Source organism: Streptomyces sp. NBC_00461 (assembly GCF_036013935.1).
Taxonomy (GTDB): Bacteria; Actinomycetota; Actinomycetes; order Streptomycetales; family Streptomycetaceae; genus Streptomyces.
In genome coordinates this window covers 270,361-290,247 of record NZ_CP107902.1, presented here as the reverse complement: position 1 = coordinate 290,247, position 19,887 = coordinate 270,361, and the positions used below count along the sequence as shown (strand labels likewise).

At 67.4% G+C, this 19,887-nt stretch carries 19 protein-coding genes and 2 pseudogenes; 10 read left to right on the top strand and 11 right to left on the bottom strand.

Annotation, left to right across the window (positions count from 1 at the left end; translation table 11 throughout):
• Positions 1–107: 107 nt before the first annotated feature.
• Both OG870_RS01385 and OG870_RS01380 read right to left on the bottom strand, forming a co-directional pair.
• Entirely contained in the window at positions 108–959 is an 852-nt protein-coding gene (locus tag OG870_RS01385; protein WP_323179494.1) for a class I SAM-dependent methyltransferase, read from the bottom strand.
• Positions 960–1,243: 284 nt separating this feature from the next.
• Positions 1,244–1,831, bottom strand: a complete 588-nt coding sequence (locus OG870_RS01380; protein WP_266592983.1) for a TetR/AcrR family transcriptional regulator — start codon at positions 1,829–1,831, stop codon at positions 1,244–1,246.
• A 94-nt stretch (positions 1,832–1,925) separates the two neighbouring features.
• Between OG870_RS01380 and OG870_RS01375 the strand changes: the two genes are divergently transcribed.
• Positions 1,926–2,669, top strand: coding sequence for an SDR family oxidoreductase (locus OG870_RS01375; RefSeq protein WP_266592985.1), 744 nt, complete (start codon positions 1,926–1,928; stop codon positions 2,667–2,669).
• A 347-nt stretch (positions 2,670–3,016) separates the two neighbouring features.
• Here OG870_RS01375 and OG870_RS01370 read toward each other — a convergent pair.
• A pseudogene (locus tag OG870_RS01370) lies at positions 3,017–3,341 on the bottom strand (glycosyltransferase); the annotation flags it as partial.
• 41 nt (positions 3,342–3,382) lie between these two features.
• The gene (locus OG870_RS01365; protein WP_266592987.1) at positions 3,383–4,264 is read right to left on the bottom strand and encodes a helix-turn-helix domain-containing protein; all 882 of its coding nucleotides are present in this window, start codon (positions 4,262–4,264) and stop codon (positions 3,383–3,385) included.
• A 260-nt stretch (positions 4,265–4,524) separates the two neighbouring features.
• Between OG870_RS01365 and OG870_RS01360 the strand changes: the two genes are divergently transcribed.
• Positions 4,525–5,295 (top strand): transposase, encoded by a 771-nt coding sequence (locus OG870_RS01360; protein WP_266592989.1) that lies wholly within the window; start codon positions 4,525–4,527, stop codon positions 5,293–5,295.
• Between the two features lie 21 nt (positions 5,296–5,316).
• Here the strand turns inward: OG870_RS01360 and OG870_RS01355 are convergent, their stop codons facing one another.
• The gene (locus OG870_RS01355; RefSeq protein ID WP_266592991.1) at positions 5,317–5,733 is read right to left on the bottom strand and encodes a nuclear transport factor 2 family protein; all 417 of its coding nucleotides are present in this window, start codon (positions 5,731–5,733) and stop codon (positions 5,317–5,319) included.
• Positions 5,734–6,006: 273 nt separating this feature from the next.
• Between OG870_RS01355 and OG870_RS01350 the strand changes: the two genes are divergently transcribed.
• Both OG870_RS01350 and OG870_RS01345 read left to right on the top strand, forming a co-directional pair.
• Positions 6,007–6,696 carry a transposase family protein gene (locus OG870_RS01350; RefSeq protein WP_354006201.1) on the top strand — a complete coding sequence of 230 codons (690 nt, stop codon included), beginning with the start codon at positions 6,007–6,009 and terminating at the stop codon, positions 6,694–6,696.
• Entirely contained in the window at positions 6,650–6,862 is a 213-nt protein-coding gene (locus tag OG870_RS01345; protein WP_266592995.1) for a hypothetical protein, read from the top strand. Before OG870_RS01350 ends, OG870_RS01345 begins: the two co-directional genes overlap by 47 nt.
• 247 nt (positions 6,863–7,109) lie before the next feature.
• On the opposite strand, the gene OG870_RS01340 is transcribed toward OG870_RS01345, so the two are convergent.
• The gene (locus OG870_RS01340; protein ID WP_266530081.1) at positions 7,110–7,691 is read right to left on the bottom strand and encodes a TetR/AcrR family transcriptional regulator; all 582 of its coding nucleotides are present in this window, start codon (positions 7,689–7,691) and stop codon (positions 7,110–7,112) included.
• Between the two features lie 262 nt (positions 7,692–7,953).
• Here OG870_RS01340 and OG870_RS01335 point away from each other — a divergent pair, with 262 nt between their 5' ends.
• From OG870_RS01335 to OG870_RS01310, 6 genes are all read left to right on the top strand, one after another.
• Positions 7,954–8,304 carry an antibiotic biosynthesis monooxygenase family protein gene (locus OG870_RS01335; protein ID WP_266530084.1) on the top strand — a complete coding sequence of 117 codons (351 nt, stop codon included), beginning with the start codon at positions 7,954–7,956 and terminating at the stop codon, positions 8,302–8,304.
• 157 nt (positions 8,305–8,461) lie between these two features.
• Complete coding sequence (locus tag OG870_RS01330) at positions 8,462–8,848, top strand: VOC family protein (protein WP_266592997.1); 387 nt, start codon at positions 8,462–8,464, stop codon at positions 8,846–8,848.
• Positions 8,849–9,085: 237 nt separating this feature from the next.
• Positions 9,086–9,514, top strand: coding sequence for a DUF4267 domain-containing protein (locus tag OG870_RS01325; protein ID WP_266592999.1), 429 nt, complete (start codon positions 9,086–9,088; stop codon positions 9,512–9,514).
• A 373-nt stretch (positions 9,515–9,887) separates the two neighbouring features.
• The gene (locus OG870_RS01320) at positions 9,888–10,361 is read left to right on the top strand and encodes a hypothetical protein (RefSeq protein WP_266593001.1); all 474 of its coding nucleotides are present in this window, start codon (positions 9,888–9,890) and stop codon (positions 10,359–10,361) included.
• Positions 10,337–10,975, top strand: a complete 639-nt coding sequence (locus tag OG870_RS01315; protein ID WP_266530097.1) for a hypothetical protein — start codon at positions 10,337–10,339, stop codon at positions 10,973–10,975. The genes OG870_RS01320 and OG870_RS01315 overlap by 25 nt, the downstream gene beginning before the upstream one ends.
• Before the next feature lie 109 nt (positions 10,976–11,084).
• Positions 11,085–11,267 (top strand): hypothetical protein, encoded by a 183-nt coding sequence (locus OG870_RS01310; RefSeq protein WP_266530100.1) that lies wholly within the window; start codon positions 11,085–11,087, stop codon positions 11,265–11,267.
• Between the two features lie 147 nt (positions 11,268–11,414).
• On the opposite strand, the pseudogene OG870_RS01305 reads toward OG870_RS01310, so the two are convergent.
• The 5 genes and pseudogenes from OG870_RS01305 to OG870_RS01285 all read right to left on the bottom strand — a co-directional run.
• A pseudogene (locus OG870_RS01305) lies at positions 11,415–11,546 on the bottom strand (MFS transporter); the annotation flags it as partial.
• Positions 11,547–11,785: 239 nt separating this feature from the next.
• Positions 11,786–12,676, bottom strand: a complete 891-nt coding sequence (locus OG870_RS01300) for an aminoglycoside phosphotransferase family protein (RefSeq protein ID WP_266593003.1) — start codon at positions 12,674–12,676, stop codon at positions 11,786–11,788.
• A gap of 285 nt (positions 12,677–12,961) precedes the next feature.
• On the bottom strand, positions 12,962–15,898 hold the full coding sequence (locus OG870_RS01295) for a discoidin domain-containing protein (protein WP_266593005.1): 2,937 nt from the start codon (positions 15,896–15,898) through the stop codon (positions 12,962–12,964).
• 110 nt (positions 15,899–16,008) lie between these two features.
• Positions 16,009–17,460 carry a glycoside hydrolase family 32 protein gene (locus OG870_RS01290; protein ID WP_266593007.1) on the bottom strand — a complete coding sequence of 484 codons (1,452 nt, stop codon included), beginning with the start codon at positions 17,458–17,460 and terminating at the stop codon, positions 16,009–16,011.
• A gap of 112 nt (positions 17,461–17,572) precedes the next feature.
• Positions 17,573–19,873, bottom strand: coding sequence for a glycoside hydrolase family 3 N-terminal domain-containing protein (locus OG870_RS01285; RefSeq protein WP_405627047.1), 2,301 nt, complete (start codon positions 19,871–19,873; stop codon positions 17,573–17,575).
• Between the last annotated feature and the right edge of the window lie 14 nt (positions 19,874–19,887).

Genomic DNA, 19,887 nt, shown 5'->3' with positions numbered 1-19,887 from the left:
AGTGGTCGTAGGCGGTCAGTGCGCGCATGACCGGCTGACCGCGCATGAACCTGGCTCCACTCATCAGGCCCCCTTGGAATCGATCATCCAGGGAGCCGGGAGGCGCTCTACCGGCGGACCGCCGAGATCAGCCCGCCGGGCCGCTCCTCGCGCTGCGGCGGGGTGCTGATCGGGCGGCCGTAGGCGGCAGCGCGCTCGCGCAGGGTGTGGCTGTCGGCCTCCCAACCGTGCCCGGCCAGCCAGCCCACCGGGTCGTCGGGCATCTCCGAGACCCACATGGACGCCGCCGATCCCGGCACGGCGTCCGCGCCGAAGCGCTCGATCACGCCGCGCGAGCCCAACGTCAGCCCCATCCGACTGCCTGCCGCCGACTGCGCGCTGATCCGGGCCAGCAGCAGCTCCACCGCATCCTCGGGCAGATAGATCAGTAGTCCTTCGGCGATCCACGCGGTCGGCACGGCCGGGTCGTGCCCTGCGGAGGCCAGCGCGCCTGGCCAGTCCTCACGCAGATCCACCGCGACGGAGATCCGCTCACAGCGTGCAACGGCCCGCTCCTGGCGCAGCACCGAAGCCTTGAAGTCCAGTGGCGCGGCGGTGTCGACCTCGAACAGCCGGGTGCCCTCGGGCCACTCCATCCGGAAGGCCCGGCTGTCCATGCCGGCGCCGAGCAGCACGACCTGCCGGACCCCGGCCGCGGAGGCCTGCTGCAACAGGTCGTCGAGGAACTTCGTCCTGATGACGATCGAGAACGACACGGCCAGCCGGCGGCGTCGTGCGGCCGCGTCATCGGGCAGCGGCGGCGAGGAGGGCCACAGGCCGCCGGCGGCGGCGAAGGCCTGTGCCAGTGGGTCGCGGAACAGCGCGTTCTCCCGCTCGGTCTCCAGCGCCCGCACCCTGGCCACCCCCACCGCCGTGGCCCACACTCCCGACGGCTGCACCCACTCCTGCTCATCAGTCACCACGCCAGCCTAGAAGATCGATTCCAAGGGGCCTGACGAGGGGAGCCAGCTTCATGCGCGGCCAGCCAGTCATGCGCGCACTGACCGCCTACGACCACTAAAACCACCGTCAGGCGAAGATCAACAGTCACCCGGTGTACGCGACCACACGAAGTGGACCAGAGCCCGAGTTTGGGCAGCACTTGTCGATCACCGAGCAGTGAAATGTCGATGAGAACTGACACCGCTCGGTGGCGGAGTGTCGACGTCTCTTCTCACCTATTTGGTGATGCTGCGGTTGCTGTTCAGGATGTCTTCGGGGTTTGCTGCCCTCGCCGGTCCGCGTGCTGTCGGCGAAGGCCCTCGAGGATGACGTTCATCAGGGGCCGTGCTGTTGCTTCCCATTCTTCTCGGTCCAGTCGGCCGAGGTAGGCGATGAGCAGGAGGACCCCGCGGGCGTCCACGTCCGTGCGGATGGAACCGGCTGTTTTCCCGGCGTCCAGCAGGTGGCTGAGGGCGCCTTCGATGGGGTTCTGGCTGTGGGCGACAAGGTCTTGCCACGCTGCCGGCTCGAGCGCTGCCAGGACGCCGTACTTGATCTCGGCGTAGTCGATCACTCGGTCGAGCCAGTGACGCAGGGCTTCCACGGGCTCGTGTTCCGCCAGTAGAGCGGAGGCGGCGGTCACGAGTTCTTCGACGTCGCGCCGGTAGACCTCGGCGAGGAGCGCTTCGCGGTTGGGGAAGTTCCGGTAGAGCGTTCCCTGTCCTACACCGGCGCGCTTGGCGATCTCGTTGAGGTGGACGTGGTGGGACTCGGCGAGGGCTGCGCGGGCAGCTTCAACGATGCGGGTCCGGTTCTGCACCGCATCCGGACGGCGTGCTGGCGCACTCATGGGCCTCTCCTGATGTTCCGGCTCCGACAAGTGGACACGTGTCCGGTAGGCTGACAACGTAGCGGACACGTGTCCACTTTACTTGGAGGCAGTAGTGCTTTCTCTTCACGGCAAGATCGTCGCTATCACCGGAGCGAGTGGCGGCATCGGCGAAGCCACGGCCCGGCTACTCGCCCAGCGCGGCGCTACGGTCGTCCTCGCAGCGCGCCGCAGCGAGCGCATCGACGCCATAGCGCAGGAGGTCCGGGAGCAGGGCGGCCGAGCCGCCACGTGCGTCGTCGACGTCACCAAGGCCGAGGACCTGCAGCGCCTGGTCGCCACCACCATCGACCAGTACGGCCGTATCGACGTGATGGTAAACAACGCCGGCATCGCCCCGATCAGCCCGCTGGCCGACCTCGACACCGAGAGTTGGTCGGCCATGATCGATGTCAACCTTCGCGGCATGCTCAACGGCGTCGCCGCCGCGCTGCCCGCCTTCCGCGAGCAAGGCTCGGGCCACCTGGTGAGCATCGTCTCCGTGGCCGGCCTGTCCGGCGTGTCCCCCTCGATGGCTGTCTACGCCGCGACCAAGAACGCGGTGCGCACCGTCCACGAGGGGCTGCGCAGGGAGTCCACCGACGGGGTGGTGCGCACGACAGCCATCTCGCCGGGATACATCCGCACCGATCTCGCCGACTCCATGGCAGACCCGAACATCCGCGAGCAGACGCGCAAGAACATGGACGCGGTGGGCATCCCTCCGGCAGCGGTCGCCCGCGCGGTGGCCTTCGCCATCGAGCAGCCCAGCGACGTCGAGATCGGCGAGATCAACGTTCGCCCCACCGTCCAGGCGTGACACTTGCCGTCACCGGTCAAGTGACACGGCCGCCGGCCGCTTGCACAACGCCACTGTCTGGCCGGGCGTCCCGACGAGCAGAACACAACTCCGGACCTGGCTCCCGGTCTCAACGGGAGCGACGCCTCCTGGTGAAGTGAGTTCCAGAGCGGTCAGCCTGCCTTGCCGTCCTGGGCAGCTGCCCGGGCTTGGGTGATGGCGAGGCCGCGGCCCGCCGGTTGTCATAGCGCACCTTGCCGCAGGCGACGCCGCCCAGCACGCTGAGAGCGTGGACGTGGCCTTCGAAGAACGCCTCCTGGCCGCAGGAGGCGAAGATGCACCGCCTTGCCGGAGTACGACAGGCGATGCTCGTGCAACACCAGCGGCCGTCGGCACAGGCGTGCCGCCAGCCCCGCGGGAACGGCCACGTAGCCGCCGGTCGCCAGGACCACGTCCGGCCGGAAGTCCGAGATCGCCTTGCGGGCCTGCGCCACACCCAGCGGAACCCGCGCCATGTCCCGCACGTTGGCCGCCGACAGCATCTTCAGCGGATTCGACGACCGGCGGATCTTGCCCGTGGCGACCGTCGTGAACGCGATCCCCTCGGCGGGCGCGACCCGGGCCTCCAGCCCGTCCGCCCGAACGGCGGTCAGGGCGGGGTAGGTGTGCCCCCCCGGTCCCGCCGCCCGTCACTACCAACCGGAAGCCATCGTCAGCGGCGGCGTGAGCGCTGTTCACCAAGGAGATCCCATCTGGCCCGTACGGCGGAGACTGGCTCGAGCGTGCCCCTGAGCCTCGCGCTGCGCGGCAAGACCCCGGATCCGCGGCGGGAGCGTGCCGCTCTGCGCCCGACGTGCCAGAGCAACGGTCTGCTCGGCATCGTCCTGATACAGCGTGATCAGGGCTCGCCGGACCAGCGCATACCCGGCCAGTGCCCGGTCGCCACCGGCTGCAGCAAGGTCCACCGCACGCTGTGTCCACCACAGCGCCGCCTGCTCGTTACCCGTCTCCTGCACCAGCCAGCCGACGTACTCGGCGTACCGAGAGCCCAGCGCCAGCAACTCCTTGCGGGTGAGGGAATCCACGTGTGCGGACAACTCCCGCAACGTATGGGTCTGCGCTATCAGCCCGGGCAGAAGGAAGCCGGGCTCAACGCTCTGGCCGAGCCGTCGGTAGTGCGTGAACAGCGAACGGGATGCATCCAGCATTCCCACGCCCCCGGTCGGCGATACCCGGCCCTGGCAGCTCGTGCGCCAGCTCATCAACGAGGCTGCCCCGGCGCTTACGATCTGCCGCCGGCCCACGGGCTGAAACCCGCTCGAACCATCTGGTGACAGCCTCATCACCCACTCCTCCTCATTGGCCCCATATGGAGCCGGTTCCTTCGGCACGTCGGTAACGGGCGGGGCGACCAAAGCGATCAGCGCTCCGCCGGCGTGGAGGGCGGCGTCGCACAACCGAGCCAGATCACGGCTGGGCGCTTTAATGCCTCGTTCGACCTTGCTCAACTGCGCCTTGCTGTAGTGCACGACGGCGGATAGCGCTGTGAGACTCAATCCGGCGCCCAAACGCCGCTTCCTCAGCTCTTCGCCGAACTCGCTGGACGGCTGCAGCACGGAAAACCTCCAGGACCGTCCATCCAGGTGCAAGAGGGGTGCTGCACGAAAGAGTGCGGCACCCCTGACTGGACGGACAAGGCAAATGGCGCTGTTTCCCGTTTCCTCTCCGCAGACGGGGTGCACTACTCGCGATGAGGGGACCCGCCGGACCGGCTGCCGCCCGACTGTTGAGCGACCCTCACGGCATAGAGGCAGCCCGCAATTCGTAGCCTAAGGGCTGTCCCGTAACGGCTGATCTTGACGACATGATCTTGTCTGTGTCTGGTCTGATCACGGCGTCGGAGCCGTCCTGGATAGCCCCGTTCGCCGGGATGAGCCCGCGGCAGTTCGGCACGCTGGTCACCGCTCTGCGGCGCGAAGGCACGGATTCGGCCTGCAAGGGCCGGCCGTGGAGCCTGCCGCTGCAGGACCGGGTCTTGCTGGTCACCGCGTATTGGCGGACGAACCTGACGCTGCGACAGCTCGGCCCACTGTTCGGTGTGTCCAAGTCGGCTGCCGCCCGGATCATCGGTCATCTCGGGCCGTTACGCGCCCTGCGGCAACGCAAACGGTTCCGCAAGGAGACCGTGCTGATCGTGGACGGCACCCTGGTCCCCACCCGCGACCACACGGTCGCCCAGCAGTCGAAGAACTATCGGTACTCCACCAACCACCAGGTCGTCATCAACGCCGACACCCGGCTCGTCGTCGCCGTCGGCCGACCCCTGCCAGGCAACCGGAACGACTGCAAGGCATGGGAACTGTCCGGAGCCAAGGCCACTGTCGGGAAGGCCGTTGTCATCGCCGACGGTGGATACCGGGGCACGGGCCTGGTCATCCCGCACCGCCGCGAGCGCGGCCAAGACGAACTTCCCGCTTGGAAGGAGGAGCACAACGCCTCCCACCGCAAAGTCCGAGCCCGCGTCGAGCACGTCTTCGCCCGCATGAAGACCTGGAAGATCCTTCGCGACTGCCGCCTCAAAGGCGACGGCGTCCACCACGCCATGCTCGGCATCGCCCGCCTGCACAATCTCGTCCTCACCGGCTAGAACCAGGCGAGACGTGCCTGGTCAGCCAGGCTTTGTCATCCCACCCAGGGGAGTTCGGCGTGGCGAGAGCCTGCGATAGCTGATCCGCCAGCCGTCAGCGGTACGCACGACAGTGTCGTCGTAGGAGACGGAACCGCAGGAGCCGTCCGCCTTGACACCCAGCCCCTTGGAACGGACCTGCGCCCGGCCGTCCGCCCATGCGGTTACGACGACGTTGGTGACGTGATGCGCGACAGGGTTGGCCGCTCCCAGCGCCCATGCCGCTTCCTGGATGGCTGCCACCCCGGACAGCGGCTCCTGGCCGAAGTCGGTGAGGTCGTAGACCACATCGGCGGTGAACAACTCCTCCAAGCGGTCAAGGCTCCCGTCGTCAACGAGGTGACCGTGCAACGAGACCAGTTCGATGATGGCCAAGCGATCTTCAAGAGCGAGCGACACATGCGTCCTCTCCGGCCCGGCGTGGAAGGCACCAAGCCGAGCATCGATCCGACGTCAGCACGGCACCACACCGCTCAACGCGTTCGGGCGCGTCCGGCAAGAGCAGGGCCGTGCACGTCGTGATCGTCCCTTACTGGCGGTCAGCCTGCCACCGACTTCTCCACCCCCGCACCCTGCCACCGTCAACTGAAGCACGGCTTACGGGACAGCCCTTACGAGCTCGTGCATGGTTGGCCGTAAGACGTCGAGCTTTTGATCGTTGATCATGGTCATGTGGTGGGGAACGCGACTCGTGCAGTGATCATCAGCAACCGGCGGATCACGGGCCTGACGGCTGACGTGATCGCTGAACTCGTCGCCGAGATCGGCCCGTTGTGGCACGAGCGCCAGCAGGCCAGGCTCGTATCCCGGCAACGGAAGCGGGCCGTAGGTGCTGGTGCGAAGCACCAACTGGTGTTCGTCGACCGGCTGCTGGCCACCCTGGTCCATCTCCGTCACGGGGCCACCCACGACGTGCTGGCCTGCTGGTTCGGGGTGGACCGCTCGACCATCACCCGGGCTGTCGGCAAGGTGCGGCCCCTGCTCGCCGAGCGGGGGTGCACCATCAGCCCCGACATGCGGCTGCGAAGCTTGGCCGAGGTCGTCGACCATCTCGGCGCGTCCGGGAAGACCGGCATCATCGACGGCACCGAGATCCGGGTCCGCCGCCCCGCACAAGGACGCAAGGACCGGGACAAGTTCATCTCCGGCAAGAACAAGCAGAACGCCGTCAAATCCATGGTGGTCACGGACGAGGACGGCCGGGTGCTGTTCTGCAGCCCGACCAAGCCCGGAAGCTGCGCGGACATCACCCACGCCCGCCAGTTGGGGCTGGTCAAGCTCCTGGCCGACGGGCCCGCGGTCGAGATCCTCGCCGATGCCGGCTACCAGGGTCTGGGGGCCGCCCGAGGAGCGGGAGCATGACGTCCTCAACGAGGACGTGGCCCGGGTCTCCCCGCTGAAGCACGCCAACCTCAACTGCCTGGGCCGATACAGCTTCGCCGCCCGCCCGCCACGTGAGGGCCTGCGCCCACTGCGTGACCCGGCGACCGTCCACCTCGACGAGGACGACGAGGGCACCGGCGAATGACGCGGCGTTAGGGCGCGTATGGGGTCGTGATCAATGAGCATCGCAGCTTCCGGGGTGGATGCCCGTCTGGGGTACGGGGCCCGGCGATCTGCGGCTGCGCCGTGTGGACCTCCGGCTGCGTGCCCGCCGGCCTCATGATGCTCGGCGGCAAGTCCGGCAAGCCGCAGAAGCAGGGCTGATCCTTTCGGTCTTCCCTTTGAGGGCATCCGCCGTGACCGAGGTCGCGTTGGGTGCCTGGACGCGTTCTTCAGGGCGTGGGTGCGGTGAGATACCGCTGAACCGTGGGTCCGAGCCAGTCCACGATCTCCTCGAGGCCGAGCGCCACGCTCGCCGGGAACCGCAGCACGTAGCGCGTCAGCGCGAGCCCCAGCACGGTCGAGACGCACAGTGCAGCCCGCGCCTGCGCCTGCTCGGGCTCGTGGCCCAGTCGGCGGGCCAGCGGGATCATCTGCTCGCGCAGCACGCTCTGCATGCGATCGGCGGCGGCCGGGTCGGTGGCGCCGACCCGCATCAGCGCGGTGAGCTCCCCGTTCTCCTCCCACAGGGTGAGGAAGTGGCGCACCAGCGTACGGCCGATCTCCTCGCGCGGTTCGAGGGACAGGCCCGGCAACCCGGGATTGATCGCGACGGCCGCCGCGAACAGGCCCGCCTTGTTGCCGTAGTAGCGCATCACCATTGACGGGTCGATCTTCGCGTCGCGCGCGATGGCCCGGATGGTCGCCTTCTCGTAGCCGTCCGCCACGAACCGCTCGCGGGCCGCGTCGAGGATCGTGGCGCGGGTGGCGTCGGAACGCCGTGCGGCCTGCTGGTTCTCCGTGGTGCCGGTCATGCCAACAACGTAGACCAACAGGTGTTGACAGTCCAGAGCTGCGGCTCTACGTTTGCCAACAACGTTGGCCAACGGAGTTGACCAACAAGCGTTGGCAAGGTCGCGGTCGCTGGAGGCCTTGGTGTCACCAGCGATGCCCTTGAGTGACCGTCAGATCCCCTCGTGCCACAGATAGCGAGCGTCGTGAGCGTCGCCGGCCCCGGTACGGCGGTGGCCGGCCTCAGTGCCGCGGGGCAACCGACAGCGAGAGGAAGTACCGAAAATGGCCAAGCTGCAGAGTCTCGACCCGAATACGCCGATGTTCGCGCAGTTCAAGGAGAAGACCGGACCCATCGTCCTGGCCAACACCTTCGTCGTCCCGAAGGAGAGGACTGACGCGTTCCTGGCCCTCTTTCGGAGGCAGGCGGAGTTCATGAAGGCTCAGCCGGGATTCGTCTCGCTGCAGATGCACAAGGGAACGGCGGACAGCCAGCTTCTGATGAACGTCGCGGTCTGGGAGTCGACCGAGGCGCTCGCCACGGCGTTCGGCAGCCCGGAGTTCCAGCGCATGGCGGCCGAGTTCAGCGACGACATCGTGTCGTACCCGCACATATTCGAGCAGATCAACGTATGACACGGCAGCTGCAGCCAGAGAGAGCAGCCGGAGAAGCCCTGCCCTCCCCCCGGCAGTCACGCATCCATGCACCATGCCGGGTCGCCAAGGCCGAGCCCGAAGCCGGCCGCGCCTTGCGCCCCACCACGCGTAGTCCCGTCCCTGAAGAGGAGTCACCATGCCCGTGGAACTGAATCACACCATCGTCCCCGCCCGTGACCCGCAAGCCTCGGCGCAGTTCCTGGCCGACATCCTCGGCCTGAGTGTCGATCCGCCGGTGGCACACTTCACGCCGGTCACGCTGGCCAACCAGGTCAGTCTGGACTACGACCAGCTGGACGACTTCGAGCCACACCACTACGCGTTCATAGTCAGCGAGCAGGAGTTCGACGCCGCCCTCGCCCGCATCCAGCACGGCGGGATCACCCACTACGGCGATCCTGCATGCCAAGAGATCAGGCAGATCTATCGCGGTAAGCACACCATGGGCCGCAGGGGCGCCTACTTCCGCGACCCCGACGGACATCTCATGGAAATCCTCACCCCGGGCGGCGCCGGGTCGTGAGGCCGATGGCGGCCCAGCGGATCACGGCTTCACTGGTGGTGGCGGGATCGCGGGAAAACCGGCATCGGCGAAGACGAACCGGCAGGCCGGCGCGGTCAGAGACCGAGTAAGGCGATCTTGCCCCCACCCGCGCCGGTCCGCGTCATCTGGCACGTCATCGACCGCCCCCGCTATGCCCGCCGCATCCGCCGCTGAACCCCTGCCCCACCCCAGGCTGAACGTCAAAGGAGAAGAACCATGTCGCTGAAGAACGTCAACACCGTCCTGGCCACCGTCTGCGCCCTGTTCGTCCTCTACCTCGGGTTGTCCTTCATCCTGGCCCCGGAAGCGTCCACTCAAGGCGTTGGCCTGCCGACCTGGCCCGCCGGCAACGGCGACGGCTTCCTCATCATGAAGGGCACCCGCGAATTCTCGATGGGCCTGGTCATCGGCATCCTCCTGCTGGCGGGCCACCGCCGCGCCCTGGGCTGGGTCCTGCTGATGGAGGCCGTCGCCCCGTTCGGCGACATGATCAACGTCTTGGCCCACCACGGCCCCCTCGCCGCCGCATTCGGCATCCACGGCCTGACCTCGGCGCTGATCACGATCACCGGCCTGCTGACCCTCCGGGAGACCAGTAAGGCTCACAAGGCCACCGCCCCGGCGCCCGCCGCACAGCCCGCCTGACAGCTGCATGCCCCAAGGGGTGGCCCGGCCGCGTGGCCGGGCCACCCCTTATCCGTCAGCGACCGCCGAGAAGGGTCAGGCAAACGATCTTCTTCCAGCCGGCGGCGGCATGACAGCTGAGTCGGCCTGCTGCGCCGCAGCGGCCACGGCCACGGCCACCTGAACTGGCTGGTATTGGGCACGGGTGCCGCGGTCGCCACCATGCCGCTCATCACCCGCGCCACCACGGAAACGAGACCCGAGCCGGTTGAGTCGAACCGGCCAGATCTGGTGCCAGAGCCGCCGATTGGGACCAGCAGGGCGTCTCCAATCGGCCCCGATCTGTCTCAGATTGTTCTACCAGCTGCCAGATGAGCCTGTTTTGATCATGGCCATGAAGAAGATCACCACTCTCGCAGCCGCCGCGCTCATCAGTGCCACTACGTTCTTCGGAACCGCGAACGCTGTACCGATGCCTGCCCAGCCACATCCATGGGACCACCGGGTCAAGTGCGAAACCAAAGACCCCGACGACCGCAAGATCGTCGCCCACCACGGGAACTCCGAGTTCGGCTGGATCCACTTCAGCGGGCCCCACAACATCAAGAAGTGCTCCACTCTCTACGCTGCCCTGCACGGCGAGGTAGACCGTAAATTCGAGCAGGGGCGAAAGCTCGAATACGATGCCATCGAGTTCGAGACCGGTGTCCCTCGCCCTCGCCAGGTCAAGATCACCGTCGTGGTGTGGCAGGCCAGGAAGAGCCTGGATGGCCGGTACGACGCCGGGCGGGGAAACACCATCGGCGTCATCACGGCGTACTGCCACAACCAGCGAGGAAACAAGTGTCCGGCATGGGCGAAGCTCTAACCGCATCTGAGCAAAGGCAGGAGCAGGCGGCACTCTGTCGCCTGCTCCTGCACTACACCGCAATTCCTGTCGCGCCGTATGCATGGGTGCGGGGCTGCCCGCCCTGGCGCGAGGGGCTGCGGGTGGCCGTGCATTGCGGTGAAGAGGCGGAAGGGATCGACTTCCTGTATGAGCTTCCGTTCGGGATGCTGCCTGCGGCGATCCCGGGCGCGCTCGCGCAGGTCGTGAGCGGCTTGCAGTTGTATTCCACCTCCAAGGTGAAGGACGTGATGGGCATGCATCACGTGCGCCTGGACGTGGAGAAGATCCCGCCTGCGCCTCTGGGCGAGGGCGCTCAGGCGGTGGAGGTGCTGCGGCAGCTGGCTGAGGCATATGAGGAGGATGAGGAGGGTGAGCCGTTCCTGCTCGGGTTCCTGATGCGTCCGGCGCAGACGCTCCGCCTCTACATCAACTCGCCTGAACGGAAGGTGTGGGGGGTGGATGTGCCGCTGCCGCGTACCGGCCCCGGCTTGCTGGGGGCTGTTCAGTCTCCGGGATACCTCAACAATCCCCACCTGCATCGCCCGTCCGATGACCCGCATGCCAACGTCCTCATCGACCTGAGCGATTACTGATGTAGGGCTTGGCGCGCCCGCGCAGGGAATTGCCTTCGGTCAGACCGGAGCTCTTGGAGGTCGTCGTACGCCAATTGGCTGACCGTCGACACCGACAGAGCCGAATTACGTGACCGTCCACAGCCACCGCGCGGGCGGCCAGGGCAAGGACGCCGACCAGGGCGTGCCGCACTCCACGGGGATCACGCGGATCGGGCACCTGGGCGAGGCGGCCCAGCAGTCCGGGCACTTCTCCCGGCGCGACCTCTGGATGCTCGCGGAGTTGGTCAAGGGCAGGCGGGATCAGCGATGATGCTTCGGCAGGCACGGTCTTCCAGGCAGGTCACGGGGCGTCGAGAACTCCATGATCTTGGAAGCCGTGCCTGTTTCGCTCTCCCCGACCGACCAACCTGGCGGACCGTCATGAACCGGACGCCCGGCGACTACGCCGAAGCCCTGCCGTGGCGGATGCGCTCAGCACCACGGCGGTAGGGATCTGCAACGCCAGCCCCGTGACCTGAGAACCGAACGCCGACACAGCCGAGGCGGTCAAGAAACGTACGTACCCAGGGACTTCCACCAGGCGCGGCATGATCGGACCGTATCAGCGAAGATCACCGGTAGACGATGGTGGAACAGGTCACCCAACGACGGCAGACATGCGCCAGTGTTGTCGGCTCTCATCGATATTTCCGAGCGAACTGATCGTTAAGTGCTGCCCAACACCAGCGATAAGCGGTGCCCGCTCTCGCTTACGAAACCAGGTGGGTGAGCCGCAGGCGCCAGAGCAGGTCCCAGACGGCGGCAACGTTTTCGCACTGTGTCGTCGTGCTACGCGAAGGCAAAGACCCGCTCAAGGATGCGGCGGCCGACACGGCCCCAGGTCGGCTGTCCGCCTGGAAGACCTCGTTCCCATGCTCGGCCGATGGAGAGGAGATCGAGCGCTGACAGCACCGCCCATCCTTTGGCGCGGTGAATCGCCGCTTCCGTTGTCATGGCGTAAGCGCTGAAGAAGCTGTCGGCCGCGTCCTGTGGCAGCAGTTTCCAAGCGGCGGCCAGGTCAGTGGCCGGATCGCCGGCACACAGGTCACCGAAGTCGACGATGCCGGAGATCGTTCCGTCGGAGACGAGGGCGTTGGCGGGGTGAAGATCGGCGTGCAGCCAGACCGCTGGGCCTGTCCAGTGCGGTGCGGCGATGGCTTGGCTCCACACCTGCCGGACCCTGCGAACGTCGACCGCTTCAGCCTCAGCAGCGAGCCTCGACTCGAAGACCTCTGCGAGCGTCGCCAAGGGAACGCTGCGCCCAGGGTTCGTGGGTGCGTCCACCGGCGCGGGCTGGTGCAGGGCGCGAAGGAAACGGGCCAGGTTGTCCACCGACTGATGAACGTTTCTGATCTCCGCGCCGTCCGCCGGTTCGCCGGGAACCCACCTTGCGACGATCCACGGCCTGGGGAAACGCGCTGTCGGCTCGCTGAAGTGCTGGGGCGTCGGTATGGGCAGAGGCAGGCGCTTGGCGAGTTCGGGGAGCCACCGGAACTCTTTGCGTAAGAGCGCCGGGGCGCGTTCGGCCATCGGCAAGCGCACAGCCAGTTCGTCGCCGAGTCGCCAGAGCTGATTGTCCCAGCCTGAGGGGACCGGTCGAATCTCGAGGTCGGCCAATTCGGGATGCTGGTCCCGTACGAGATCACGGACAAAGCCCTCGTCAATGGCGACTCGTTCCACGTGCTCCTCCGAGTTGATGGTGCCGAGCTGAGAGTGAAGGTCGGGCCTTCGCGCCGGAGTGCGACCGGGTTGCGCTCCGACGTACCTGCTGAGTGATCAGCACGTGCTGCGTCGTGAACGATGTACGGCCGCCGCTGGACCCGGGACCAAGCTCAGCAGGCAGCCTTCACAGGCTGCCTGCCGAGAGCGATTGCATTGGCCTCAGACCCCGGTCCCGGGCGCGAGGCACCGCTCGAGCACACGTCCTACGCTTGGCACCGAACTCCTGCAGGACTTCGCCTGAGGTCAGTTGTAGACGTTGAATTCCGCGATGGACCACCAGTTACTCGCGACGTCGCCGGTGTTGACGACCTTGATGTAGCGAGCCGTCTGTGTCGGGAAGGACACCAGCTGGACGCGTTGGCCGTCTGTTACGGAAGAAACCTTGGTCCAGTCGGTTCCGTCCGTGGACACGTAGACGTCTGCACTTCGCGCGTAGTCGCCGGTACTGCTGCCGACATCCAGCACGATCTTGCCGAAGGTCTGCGTCTGCCCCATGTCGACTTGAATCCAGAGGCCGTTGTACTGCCCTGTTCCGGAGCTGTACCGAGTGCCGGAGTCGCCGTCCAGCATGTTTGCGGGTGCGTCGCCGGAACTCGCGTCTGATGCCGTTGCGACCCATCCCGTCCGGGGCAGCCCGGAGGCCAGGTCCACGACGTTGAAGGAAGATCCGCCCGCAGCCGCTCCGCTGGCTCCGTTCACGGAAACGGTGTGTTTCCCCGACGGAACTCCGTCCGGAACGTACGCAGTGATGCTGGTGTCCGACCAAGTATCGATGCTGGCGAAGGCCGATCCGAAATACACGGTGCCCAGCCCCTGTGTGGCACCGAAACCGGAACCGTTGATCGTGAACCTGGAGCGCGGCATGCCTTCGCTCGGCGTCAAACCGCTGAACGCCGGCGCCGGGAGGCTCGACAACGTCTCGGTCGTGAACATTGCCGAGGTCCCGCTCGGGAGCGTATAGACAGAGGAGCCGTCGTCGGGCACCGGGAAACTCTGGCTCCTGGCGGTTCCGTTGAACACGACGGTGACGTGCGACCCTTCCGAGCTGGTCCAGGTCTTCAGCTGAAGGCCCTTCGACACCGCTGCCGGAGCCGCGATCGATCCGGTTCCACGCGGAGAACCGTACAGATCGATGTCGGCGATGGACCACCAGAAGCCGGATGTCGCGGTACTGGCGACGCGGATGTACCGCGCGGTCTGGGCGGGCAGCGCGACGGCCACTTTTCCTATGCCGCCGCTGCCGCTCGCGATCGCGCCGCCCCAGTTGACGCCGTCGTTCGAGACATACACCTGATATTTGGTGATGTAGTCGAACGAATTGTCCTTGCCGGTGTCGATGACGATTTTGCTGAAGCTGGTGGGGCTGCCCAGATCGATCTGGAACCAGTCGCCGCTCGTCATCCCGTGCCCGAGGTTCCACCTGGTGTTGATATCGCCGTCGATCGCGCTCGCGGCCACACCCCAGTCCGCGCTCGCCGACGCCGTGGCGGCCCACTCGCCGCGGCTCAGCGCCGCTCCCGCCGTCTGGACGGAAGCTCCGATCGGCAGGGAGTATGTGATCAGGTTCTTTCCGGCGCGGATGGTGTTCTGGTAGGGCAGCAGTGCCGGATCGTAGGTGATGGTGACCGGACCGGACGGCGAGGTGAACGTGAAGTCGTGCGTCGGGTCCGAGACCTTGGCTGCGGCGGGGCTCCTGCCGCTCTGCGTGAGCCTTGAGTAGGTGAAGGTGACGGCGTCGCCGGCGTTCAGGGTGTAGTCGAAGGACTGTGTTTTGTCTGCGACGCTGAAGGTTTTCGCGGAGCTCCCCGAGTTGTAGGCGATCAGGACCTTGGAGCCGTCCGGGTTTCGGAAGGCGACGTTCTCTATGCTTCCTTCCCCGAAGGTGTTCGAGTAGATCCGATGCGCTCCGGGCTGGACGAACCGGCTGGCGTGAGCGAGGGCGTGGTAGTCCACGTTGTAGGACACCTTGCCGCCGGCCGGGTCAATCGTGACGAGTCCCCGGCACATGGGGGTGCCGTTGGTGTCGCTGTTGAGCGGGCCCATGTCGGGGTCGAGTGCGATGTTCCAGAGCATCACGCCGTTCGCCCAGTTGCGCATGCTGTCGATGATCCACGTGCCCAGTGCGTCGTTGAACGCCGTCTGGTTGTCGCCCTGCCAAAGACCTCCGGTGGCTTCCGTGAGATAGGTTTCCTTGCCCGGATAGTCGTTGTGGACCAGGGTCTGGTAGCTCGGGTTGCCGCTGTAGATGTGCCATCCGGTTCCGGCGGCGTACTTCGAGGCCGCGGGGTCGTTGAAGATCGTCTCGGGATACGAGGGCACATCCCAGTTGTGGTCCCATGCCAGGATCTTCGTGGATATCCCGTTGGCCTCGAACGCCTTGCCGATCTCGTGGATCACCTGGGATTCCTGGTAGGCGGACAGGAACATGCCCGGCCAGGTGGGCGTGCCCATCGGTTCATTCTGTGGTGAGACGTAGGCGATCGGTACGCCGGCTTTGCGGTACGCCTGGATGAACTTGATGAAGTAGTCGGCCAGTTCGGCGGTGTACTCGCTCTTGAGGGTGCCTCCGACCATGGAATCGGAGGTCTTCATCCAGCCTGGCGGGCTCCACGGGGTGGCCAGGATCTTGATGGACGGGTTGAGCGAGAGGGCCTGCCGCAGGGCGGGAATGATGTACGGCGCGTCATGCTGGACGGAGAAGTGGGACAGCGCCGGATCCGTCTGTCCTGCTGGCATGTCGTCGTAGGAGTAGCTGCCGGAGGCGTTGAAGTCCGTGGCGCCCATCGGGGAGCGGACCATGCTGAGGCCGATGCCCGTGGAGGGGTCGAACAGTTCGTGCATCAGCTTCGTTCGATCGGCGCTGGGCAGCTTGTTGATGAGCCAGGCGGCGGAGTCGGTCATGGCCGCACCGAAGCCCTGGACTCTTTGGTACGTGACGCTGTCGTCGATCTTGATCGTGAGCGGGTTGGCCGTGCGCTTGGTCTCAAAGCGCACGGCGCTTTGAGGGGCGACCCACTTTTCTGCCGAGACGTCTGTCAGCCAGACACGCACGGAGTTGGCGTGTGAGGCTTCCTCCCGCTGCGGGGCGGCGACGGCGTTTTCGGAAACCTGCGTCCAGCCGGCGGCGACGCCGATGGCGGTGGTGAGGAACTGGCGTCGTCCGAGACCGTATGAGCTCATCGAAGATCCTCCTTCGGACCTGTGTGTCGGGTGCTTGAAAGGCAGGTGGGGGGAGGGGGAGCGGCTTCGAGTCGGCTCCAGAGCGACGCCCGTATCGGCGTCAGGGCCGGTTACGCGGCGCCGGTGCTCGGTTCCTTGATCACGAGCGGGTGCAGCTGCCAGGCGTCGACCGCGAAGCCGAGGCGCGCACCTGATGCGGTGCGGGCCTGCAGGCGCCACGGGCCCTGCCCTGTGGGGTAGAAGCGCAGGGTGAGGACCTGGCCGGTGGTGGTCAGGAAGACTTCGGCGATGGAGTGATCGACGACCACGCGCAGATCGACGGGCCGACCGGTGGGGCAGGGCATCCGGTAGAAGCCGCCGTGGGCCCGGGTGTCCAGTGAGGCGTGGTCGCGGTCGACGACCAGTTCGCCGGCCTCGGCATCGAGGCGGATGTCGAGGTATTCGGAGCCGTCCGGGGTGGTGAGCAGGCGCAGACCGGCGTCTGTGGTGGGCTCCAGGCGGGCCGTCAGGTCGAAGGCGCGGCTCACGCTGCCGAGGTCGACCGGCTGCGGGCCGTGTGTCTCGCCTGCGGCGTGGAGGGTGTGCTCGCCGCGCAGGGCGAGAAGTTCGGTGGCGGGCTGTTGGCGCAGCATGCCGTCGTCGTCGACGTGGATCTCGCGGGGCAGGGTGAGGACGCCGGCCCATCCGTCCGCGATGGCCCAGGCTGGGTCGCGGGCTTCCCAGGACCAGCCCCACAGCAACCATCGCCCGCCCGGTGCGCGCAGCAGGGCGGGTGCGTAGCAGTCGGGGCCGTGGTCCGCCCACACCGGTGCGCTGGCCTTGAAGTGGCCGTCGTGCTCTTCGCCGATCAGGGCTGCGACGCGCTGCGGGCCGGTGGGTTCGGTCCAGGTGCTGACGATGAGGGCACCGTGTCCGCCGTCTGCCGGGAGGTATTGAGGGCATTCCCAGCCCTCGCCGGTGAGTTCCTCGGTGCCGCCGACGGGCTCCGGGTGGCGGGTGGCGAAGGGTCCTCGGTAGGTCCAGTGCTCCAGGTCGGGTGACTCGTACAGGAGGGCGGCGGCGCGGCCGTCCGTGAGGGCGGCGCCGACCAGCATCCGCCAGCCGTCGCCGTCCTGCCACACGTACGGGTCGCGGTACATGGTGCAGCCCTCGGGCAGCTCGGGGATGAGCAGTTCGCCCCGCGGGCTGAAGGTCCGGTCGCCGTCGTGGGAGACGGCGGAGGTGACCGGCTGGTGCTGGAACGAGCGGTCTTCGCGGTGCGCGGAGTAGAAGGCGATGAGACGGTCGCCGTCGGAGACGGCGTTGCCGGAGAAGCAGCCGTCGGTGTCCACGCCACCGGGGGTCGGGGACAGCGCGATAGGCAGCGGCTCCCAGCTCAGCAGGTCGGGGCTGCGGAAGTGGCCCCAGTGCATGTTCGCGTGCGTCGCTCCGTACGGGTTGTACTGGTAGAAGACGTGGTAATGGCCGTCGTGGAAGACCAGCCCGTTGGGGTCGTTGATCCAGTTGCGGAGCGGGCGCAGGTGCGCCACGGGGTGGTGCGGATCGCGGGGTGGGGTGGACACGCGCGTGCCTTTCGGTGGTTCGGAGGGCCCGCCCAGCAGGGTCAGGGATCGGCTGGGCGGGAGCTTCGAGCGGCCTCCGTGGCCTTCACATGGCCCTTCAAGCGGCGTTTTTTCAGGCCCGGATGCGGAAGCCCGCGCTGAGCTGCTGCTGCCGTCGTGAGCTGGGTCCGACGTGAAGTGCGAACTCTCCTGCTTCGACCACGCGGCGGTTGTCGGCCGTGACGAGTGAGCACTGCGAGGCGGTGACGCTGAGTCGGACGTCCAGGCTTTCGCCGGGAGGGACCTCGACCTGGGTGAAGCCCTTCAGCTCCTGCTCGGCCCAGGTGACGCTGGTAGTCAGGTCGCTGACGTACGCCTGAACCGTCTCCAGTGCCGGCCGGCTGCCGCTGTTGGTGAGCCGGACCGTGGCGTGGACGGTCCCGTCCGCGGACACCTCCGGGTCGTGTACGACGAGGTCGGAGTAGGTGACGGTGGTGTAGCTCAGGCCCTCACCGAACGCGAACAGGGGGTCCTGGGTGAGGTCCGCGTAGCGGTCGCCGTGCTGGCCGCGCACCTGGTTGTAGAAGACGGGTTGCTGTCCGACGTGGCGGGCGAAGGAGACCGGGAGCCGGCCGCTGGGTTCGGTGAGGCCGAGGAGGAGTTCGGCGAGGGCGCGGCCGCCGCGCATGCCCGGGTTGAACGCCTCGATGAGCGCTGCCGCGTTCAGTGCCGACTCTGGGAGGGTGCTCGGCTTGGACTGGGCGAGTACGACGATCATGGGTGTGCCGGTGGCGGCGACCGTGTCCAGCAGCGCGATCTGGCCTCCCTGGAGGTCGAGGGTGGCCGTGGAGCGCACCTCGCCGGTGAGGGCGATGGTGTCCCCGACGACCACGACGGCGTAGTCGGCGGCCGCTGCCGCGGCGGTGGCTTCCCGAAGCTGCGCCTGGTCGACCGGGGCGGGGATGAAGGCGGGCGGCTGCGGTTGGCCGTCGGGCCCGGTGACCCACTGGTCGGGGTCGAAGGCAGGGCTTTCGATGTCGGCTCCGCGTGCGTGCGTGATCGTCCAGTCGGCGGGGACGACGGCGCGCACGCCGTCCAGCACCGTCTCCACCAACTCGCGTGGGTGTCCTTCGGACATCCACGGCACCTGGCCGGTGGCGCCCGCCCAGTCGCCGAGCATGGCCTCCGGGCTGTCGGCGTTGGGGCCGATGACCGCGATCGTCCGCGGCGTGCCCGTGCCTGCGGCGCGACCGGTGCCGTCCGCGGTCAGCCCGCCGTCAAGGGGCAGGATGCCCTTGTTGCGCAGCAGCACCAGGGAGCATCGGGCGGTCTCGAGATTGAGGTCGGCGTGTTCGCGGCAGCCGATCACCTGCGCCTGCCGCTCGGGGTCGGGGGCACGGGGGTCCTCGAAGAGCCCGAGCTCGAACTTCAGCCGCAGCACCCGCCGTACCGCGTCATCGATCTGTTTCTCCTCGACCAGTCCGCGGGCGACCGCCTCCTGGGCGCCCTCGAAGAACGCCGGCGTGGCCATGATCAGATCGTTCCCGGAGTTGACCGCGACCGCCGCCGCCTCGGCGTAGTCGGCGCAGGTGCGCTGGTCGTAGACCATCCGGCCGACGTTGTCCCAGTCGGTCACCAGCGTGCCGGTGAAGCCCCATTCCCCCTTCAAGACGTCGTTGATCAGCCACTGGTTCGCGGTGATGGGCACCCCGTCGATCGACTGGTAGCCCAGCATGAAGCCGCGGCAGCCGGCCCGGGCCGCCTGCTCGAACGGGGGCAGGAACCAGGAGCGCAGCTTGCGCGGGCTGAGATCCGCCTCGCTGGCGTCGCGGCCGCCCAGGGTCTCGGAGTAGCCCGCGAAGTGCTTGGCGTACGCCAGCACGGCGGTCGGGTCGCCGAGGCCCTCGCCCTGGTAGCCGCGCACCATCGCGGCCCCCAGTTCGCCTATCAGGTACGGGTCTTCGCCGAACGTCTCGTTGATCCGGCCCCAGCGCAGGTCCCGGGTGATGCACAGCACCGGAGAGAACGTCCCGTGGATCCCGGTCGTCGAGATCTCGATCGCGGACGCCCGGGCGATCCGGTGGATCAGAGAGGGATCCCAGGTGCAGGCCATGCCCAGCTGTGTCGGGAAGATGGTCGCGCCGGGCCAGAAGGAGTGGCCGTGGATGCAGTCGTCGGCGGTCAGCAGCGGAATGCCGAGCCGCGTCCGCGTGGCCCGTTCCATGGCCTCCGGCATTCGTTCGGGAGTCACGTGGAGCACCGACCCGGCCAGTTTGGCCGACACGATGTCCTCGAGGTCCCCGTGCTGTGCGTCGAGCATCAGCAACTGCCCGACCTTTTCCGCCAGGGTCATCCTGGACAGCAAGTCCTCGATTCTCGCTTCTATGGACGCGTCCGGATCCAGGTACACGGCAGAGCGGACCGGGTGTCCCACTATGGTCTCCAAGT

Bases quoted from the DNA above. Each gene is read 5' to 3' on its own strand.
- OG870_RS01380 (WP_266592983.1), bottom strand. From the start codon at position 1,831: ATGAGTGCGCCAGCACGCCGTCCGGATGCGGTGCAGAACCGGACCCGC.
- OG870_RS01345 (WP_266592995.1), top strand. From the start codon at position 6,650: ATGCCGGCTACCAGGGTCTGGGGGCCGCCCGAGGAGCGGGAGCATGAC.
- OG870_RS01340 (WP_266530081.1), bottom strand. From the start codon at position 7,691: ATGACCGGCACCACGGAGAACCAGCAGGCCGCACGGCGTTCCGACGCC.
- OG870_RS01335 (WP_266530084.1), top strand. From the start codon at position 7,954: ATGGCCAAGCTGCAGAGTCTCGACCCGAATACGCCGATGTTCGCGCAG.
- OG870_RS01330 (WP_266592997.1), top strand. From the start codon at position 8,462: ATGCCCGTGGAACTGAATCACACCATCGTCCCCGCCCGTGACCCGCAA.
- OG870_RS01325 (WP_266592999.1), top strand. From the start codon at position 9,086: ATGTCGCTGAAGAACGTCAACACCGTCCTGGCCACCGTCTGCGCCCTG.
- OG870_RS01320 (WP_266593001.1), top strand. From the start codon at position 9,888: ATGAAGAAGATCACCACTCTCGCAGCCGCCGCGCTCATCAGTGCCACT.
- OG870_RS01295 (WP_266593005.1), bottom strand. From the start codon at position 15,898: ATGAGCTCATACGGTCTCGGACGACGCCAGTTCCTCACCACCGCCATC.